This is a genomic window from Pseudoalteromonas sp. Isolate6, from assembly GCF_022398435.1.
Taxonomy (GTDB): Bacteria; Pseudomonadota; Gammaproteobacteria; order Enterobacterales; family Alteromonadaceae; genus Pseudoalteromonas; species Pseudoalteromonas galatheae.
Genome location: NZ_JAKEVK010000251.1, coordinates 1 through 5,897 on the forward strand (window position 1 = coordinate 1; position 5,897 = coordinate 5,897).

General features: G+C 43.7%; 5 protein-coding genes. 3 read left to right on the forward strand and 2 right to left on the reverse strand.

Annotated features, from left to right (window positions below; translation table 11 throughout):
- Nucleotides 1-28 precede the first annotated feature (28 nt).
- Together L1D50_RS20850 and L1D50_RS20855 are read left to right on the forward strand one after the other, a co-directional pair.
- Nucleotides 29-292 carry a GrxA family glutaredoxin gene (locus tag L1D50_RS20850; RefSeq protein WP_128726929.1) on the forward strand — a complete coding sequence of 88 codons (264 nt, stop codon included), beginning with the start codon at nt 29-31 and terminating at the stop codon, nt 290-292.
- 129 nt (nt 293-421) lie between these two features.
- Complete coding sequence (locus L1D50_RS20855; protein ID WP_128726930.1) at nt 422-2,227, forward strand: DEAD/DEAH box helicase; 1,806 nt, start codon at nt 422-424, stop codon at nt 2,225-2,227.
- 54 nt (nt 2,228-2,281) lie between these two features.
- Here the strand turns inward: L1D50_RS20855 and L1D50_RS20860 are convergent, their stop codons facing one another.
- Nucleotides 2,282-3,112: a M90 family metallopeptidase gene (locus L1D50_RS20860; RefSeq protein ID WP_128726931.1), complete on the reverse strand. Its 831-nt coding sequence runs from the start codon at nt 3,110-3,112 to the stop codon at nt 2,282-2,284.
- Nucleotides 3,113-3,217: 105 nt separating this feature from the next.
- Here L1D50_RS20860 and L1D50_RS20865 point away from each other — a divergent pair, with 105 nt between their 5' ends.
- Entirely contained in the window at nt 3,218-5,554 is a 2,337-nt protein-coding gene (locus L1D50_RS20865; protein WP_128726932.1) for a helicase-related protein, read from the forward strand.
- 63 nt (nt 5,555-5,617) lie between these two features.
- On the opposite strand, the gene L1D50_RS20870 is transcribed toward L1D50_RS20865, so the two are convergent.
- Complete coding sequence (locus tag L1D50_RS20870; protein WP_128726933.1) at nt 5,618-5,863, reverse strand: hypothetical protein; 246 nt, start codon at nt 5,861-5,863, stop codon at nt 5,618-5,620.
- Nucleotides 5,864-5,897 lie beyond the last annotated feature (34 nt).

Genomic DNA, 5,897 nt, shown 5'->3' on the forward strand with positions numbered 1-5,897 from the left:
AAATTTATTCATTTAGAGGAGAAAAAATATGTTTACTGTTATTTTTGGTCGTGAAGGTTGCCCGTTTTGTGTTCGTGCTAAAGAAGTAGCGGAACGTTTAACGCAAGAGCGCGATGATTTCAATTTTCGCTATGTTGACATCGTAAAAGAAGGGGTAAGCAAAGCCGACCTTGAAAAGTCAGCGGGTAAACCTTGTCCTACCGTACCCCAGATTTTTATTGACCAAGCTCACATTGGTGGCTTTACTGAATTTGAAGCCTACGCAAAAGCAAATTTGGGCCTCTACCAGTAAATTAGCAAAACCATGCAGATTAAATTTTAATCAATATCATGCACATATAAAATAGTGTGAATTTATGCAAGCTTTTGTTTTATCTTTCCTGTACAATTCGCGCCTCTTTAAAATAGTTGAGGCGCATTAATGTCAGAACCAGTCACGTTTGAATCTTTAGACCTTTCTCCTGCAATCTTAAAAGCAGTCGAAGAGCTGGGATATAAAACACCTTCTGAGATCCAAGCTCAATGTATACCGTTATTGCTAGAAAGAAAAGACGTACTGGGACTAGCGCAGACGGGTACAGGTAAAACGGCAGCATTTGCACTGCCATTGTTAAACCAAGTAGACGCATCCGTTAAACAACCGCAAATTCTTGTGCTTACGCCAACGCGTGAGCTAGCTATTCAAGTTGCTGAAGCTTTTCAGCAATATGCTAAATATACTAAAGGCGTTGAAGTATTAGCGCTTTATGGTGGTCAAAGCTACGGCATTCAGTTGAGTGCTCTACGCCGTGGTGCCCAAATTATTGTGGCAACACCAGGTCGTTTGATTGACCATATCAACCGCAAGACGATTGACCTTTCTGGTCTAAACGCACTTGTACTTGATGAAGCAGATGAAATGCTACGCATGGGCTTTATCGATGATGTTGAAAGCATCATGGAAAAAACACCGGAAGAGAAGCAAACTTGCTTGTTCTCTGCGACTATGCCTAAGCAGATCCAATCAATCTGTAATAAGTATTTAGACAACGCCGAACAAGTTAAGATCACTCCGCGTAACTCTACCGTATCCACGATCGAGCAAGTTTACTGGCGTGCAACTGCACACAAAAACAAGGCGATCGTACGTTTCTTAGAAGCGGAAGATTACGACGGTGCTATCGTGTTCGTACGTACACGTAATGACACTGTTCAGCTTGCAGAGCTACTAGAGCGTGAAGGCTTCTCAGCTGCACCGCTCAACGGCGACATGAACCAGCAGGCGCGTGAGCGCACAGTAGACCGTCTTAAGAACGGCTTACTAGATATCGTTATCGCAACTGACGTTGCAGCACGTGGTCTTGACGTAGAGCGTCTAAGCCTTGTTGTTAACTACGATATCCCACAAGACTGTGAAGCTTATGTTCACCGTATTGGTCGTACAGGCCGTGCTGGCCGCCAAGGTAAAGCAATCTTGTTCGTTAAGAACAACGAGCGTTATTTACTTAAGAACATCATGCGCCATACGCGCTCTGATATTGCACAGGTTGAATTACCAAGTGCGAAAGTCGTTGAAGAAAAGCGTATTGGTGCATTAGAGACTAAGATTTCTGCAGCGCTTGAGCACAAAGACATTGAGTTCTTCTCAAAAGTGGCGTCAGGCCTTGCACAAAAGCTAGAGCTGAGCCAAGAAGACTTAGCAGCAGCGCTATTGTGTCTGGCACAGCAACAAACGCCGCTGAAAGTTGAAGATATTCAAATTCAACAGCGCGAGCGTAGAGAGCGTGATGATCGTCGTGGAGAGCGTCGAGACAGAGATGGTAGCCGTGGTGAGCGCAAATCTCGTAGCCGTGATCGTGCATCAGGTCCAATGGATACTTACCGTATCGAAGTGGGTCGTGATCATGGTGTTCAAGTTAAGAACATCGTTGGTGCTATCGCAAACGAAGCGGATATCTCAAGCAAGTTCATCGGTGAAATCCGTCTGTTCAATGAACACAGCACGGTTCAATTGCCGCAGAATATGCCAAGTGATGTACTTAGCCACTTCAAGAGCGTTCACATCTGTCAGCGCCCTATGAACATGACTAAGAGCACTCACCCTGCTGACCAAGGTCAGGGTAGAGGTGAAGAGCAAAGAGACCGTAAGCGTAGCTTTAAAGATCCACGTAGTGGCGGTGGTGATAAGCGCCGTCCTGAAGGTCAAAGAAGAGAAAAGCGCGAAAGAAAAGAAATTAGCTTTTCTTAATCGACGCTCTTAAGAAAAAACCGCTCAACTGAGCGGTTTTTTTATTTATATGCTTTAATGTCGTTGCCAATCTCTCGGCTCAAACTGATAGTAGTCTTTTAACAAATTATATAGCTCTGGGTTTTCCTGTTTTAGTTCATGGGGCTTTTCAATAAATGTCTCTGTTACCACGGCAAAAAACTCCGCTTCGTTTGTTGCGCCGTATGAATGAATGGCATGGGGCATATTGTAAGACAGTTGCATTTTTAAGTGCTGGTAAGCCTTTGATAGCACCCTCCCCCAGTCTTGGTAACTCATTCCTACAGGTAACGCAGGCGTTCCATTCGTCGCACCAGTTTGTTGGTCAAGTTGATGGGCAAACTCATGAAACACCAAGTTGTGACCATCCTCAGGTAATCGATTTCCCTCAAGTACATCGTGCCAACTCAGCACTAAAGTACCTCCAGGCCAAGACTCACCTTGACGAACGGCTTGGTGAAAACTAACCAAACCGGCACCATCTCTAGAAGTTTGTGGCGCGTAATAGCTACTGGGATAGAGTAATATTTCTTTAACATTGGGATAGAGTGGCCAAGCTTGCTTAAGTACCAATAAACAGGCATCTGCGGCAATAATTAGGGTCATAGGTCGTGATACCGTTAACCCATCTCTACCCAACACCCGTTTCTCGCCAAGAAACCAGACAATATGTTTTTCTAACTGTAAGCGATCGGCATCTGTCATCTTACGGTAGATAGGCATGTATTTTAGCAATACTTGCTTATCTGACGCGCTCAGCGTTTGACCTTGATATTTCCTTTGCCACTGCAGTCTTTGAATTTTTTCCCAATTCCAATACAGAGAAACAAATAGAATAAGGCCGATAATAAGCACTATTTCTATCATGGCTTTTGGCCTTTATTGAATAAGTCTTCAAATATTAATTGGTACTGACTCCGACTTTTTCAAGCAAACTTTGTTACTATGGCGGAAAAATGCAAATGAACTAGTATGTCTCTACCCATTGAATCTTTACACCCTCAGTTTACGCAAACACTAAGTGAACAAAATGCGATTGTTGTATGTGCGACAACAGGTTCTGGCAAATCAACCCAACTTCCACTTTGGGCCTCACAACATGGCAGAGTATTAGTCATAGAACCTCGGCGTATTGCTTGTACCTCTTTAGCTGAGTATGTCGCGGCTCAAAGCGGCTCACCGCTTGGTGATAAGGTCGGCTTTGCAATTCGGTTTGAAGGGAGGTTTTCACCAGATACTCAGGTAGTTTATGCAACGCCGGGTGTAGCATTAAGGTGGTTTTTTGAGAGCAAACTTGCGGAATTCAGCGTCGTGATGTTGGATGAGTTTCATGAAAGACGCTGGGACATGGACTTATTATTAGCGCTCTTGAAGCAGGCTCAATCACACAAGCTAATTGTTACCTCGGCAACGTTAAACAGCCAAAAGCTAGCCTCTTATTTAGACGCCCCTATCTTAGAATCTGAAGGATTTATTTACTCCGTTGAAGAGTATTTTCACGCCCCTGATCCAAGAACTATGCCCCAAAAAGAGCAACTCGATACTCGAGTTTTTGCAGCTTGCCAATACGCATTGGAACATTGCCAGAGCGATATTTTAGTCTTTTTACCTGGCAAGGCCGAGATCCAAGCAAGCTTAGCTAAAGTGAAAGCGCTGCCAGCGACTACCGTTGGCTTATATAGTGGCTGTAGCCCCGAGGCTCAGCGCATCGCACTAACCGCACAAAATACACGTCGAATTATTCTCGCAACCAATGTTGCGGAAACCTCGCTCACTATTCCCAATGTCACTTGCGTGATTGACTCAGGGCTTGAGCGTCGTACTCATTTACGCCTTGGAAAAACCGTATTAGGCTTAGATGCGATTGCAAGAGATTCAGCAAAGCAACGTCTAGGACGCGCAGGACGTACGCAACCGGGACTATGTATCCGGTTATATGGCCAATATGCGCCTTTGATAGACAGCACCCCGCCTGAGATCCAAAGAGAATCACTGGCAGAGCTTGTACTTGCGGCGGGCTGTGCAACAACAGGCGTCTCGTCTATTGATTTTATCGACCCACTTCCTGAAAGCTCACTAAGCAAAGCTAAACAACAGCTAATTACATTAGAAGCCATTGATGAACAAAATATAGCAACTCCGCTTGGCAAGCTGCTGTACCCGCTGCCCATCGATTTTGAGTTTGGTTATGTGATCCATAAATTGGCTTCAAACACGCTACGTCAAGCGGCTATTGACCTTATTTCGCTACTGTCTGTACCAGCTAGAGTTTACCAGTTACCTAATGATGTGGAGCGCTTAACAAGATTAAATAGCCGATTTACTCGAGGCTCAGATATAGAAATCGCTATCGCGGTGGTGAGAGGACAAACTGAAGAATTAATTGATATTACGCCTGAGGCGCTCACAGAAGCACAGCAATTTAGCGCGCAATTGCGTGAAGCATTCGCATTACCGCCTTTGGATAAGGCAGCCAGTTTTGACCATGACAAACTCGTCATTGAGTTAGCTAAGCTAATGCCACATTGGGTTTATATCAATAAGCAAAACCGTCGCAATGGCTTTAACAATGGCCTAGCTGAAGTCATGCCTTCAAACCATACTCGCGTATCGGAACAGGCAGAAGCATTACTGGTATTAGATACTTTTTCACTCGCAGGTAAGGGTACCAAGCAAGCCAAGACGCTCGCGATGTGTAATGCGGTACTAACGAAAAAGCAATTACTTGAAATGGGCCTTGGCAACCAGACATTACGCTCTGCCCATATTGATAATGATGAGCTTTGGGGTGAGTTTATTACACATTACGGTGACGAGGTTTTAGGCCAACAGACTAAGCGTCTTAACAACCCCAAGGATGTTGTTTCCGCCTTAGTATTACTTATCCAAAATAATACGCTATTTTCAGGTTTGGCCAAGCAAATAGAAGCCAGTATTGAGCAAACAGCATTGTTCTACCAATTTCATGGACGCGATGAACTTGTACCCACACTCAACTCCTTTTTAAGTGAGAAACTCACAGCGCTAGGTGTAGAAAGCTATGATGATGTAGCACTAATCAACGAACAAGACTTGTTATTCAATGAAGTTGAAGCGTGGGAATTAGCACCATTTGTTGAAAAGTTTCCGCTAACATGGTCAATTCCGGAGCTGACAATGGCAGTAAGTTATAATTTTAAAGGAAAAAGAATCGAGCTTACTCACATCAGCGGTACAAGGAAAGATGCACCAAAAAGGTGGGAATTGCCAGCCTGGAGTGGCTTCAAAATACGCTATCGTAAAGCTAGTAAAGTGGTAGATGTAAAGTAAAAGACAAATCATGAGTATTCAGACAACACACTTGAATACTCACTAGTTTACAATATGAAAGAGCTACCTATCAGTCGTTGCTGTGTTATTTTCAGCATCTCTTATCAGGCGCCGAGCATTTTCTCTCTCATATTCAGCCTGCTTTTTATCAACACAACGTTTTCTCTTAAGTTTACTCCCTGTCATAGAACTAACTTCGCAGTTCATTTCAATTTTTTTATTGGCTACGCTTTGTTCTGCTTGGGAGTTGTCCGTTGAGCTACACGCAAATAAAAATGAAGTAGCAGCTACTATTATTATTGTTTTCATATCAAGTCCTTCTTTATTTTTGGTTTATAAACAC

Excerpts from the sequence above, each read along its gene's own strand:
- L1D50_RS20850 (WP_128726929.1), top strand. The coding sequence starts at position 29 with ATGTTTACTGTTATTTTTGGTCGTGAAGGTTGCCCGTTTTGTGTTCGT.
- L1D50_RS20855 (WP_128726930.1), top strand. The coding sequence starts at position 422 with ATGTCAGAACCAGTCACGTTTGAATCTTTAGACCTTTCTCCTGCAATC.
- L1D50_RS20860 (WP_128726931.1), bottom strand. The coding sequence starts at position 3,112 with ATGATAGAAATAGTGCTTATTATCGGCCTTATTCTATTTGTTTCTCTG.
- L1D50_RS20865 (WP_128726932.1), top strand. The coding sequence starts at position 3,218 with ATGTCTCTACCCATTGAATCTTTACACCCTCAGTTTACGCAAACACTA.
- L1D50_RS20870 (WP_128726933.1), bottom strand. The coding sequence starts at position 5,863 with ATGAAAACAATAATAATAGTAGCTGCTACTTCATTTTTATTTGCGTGT.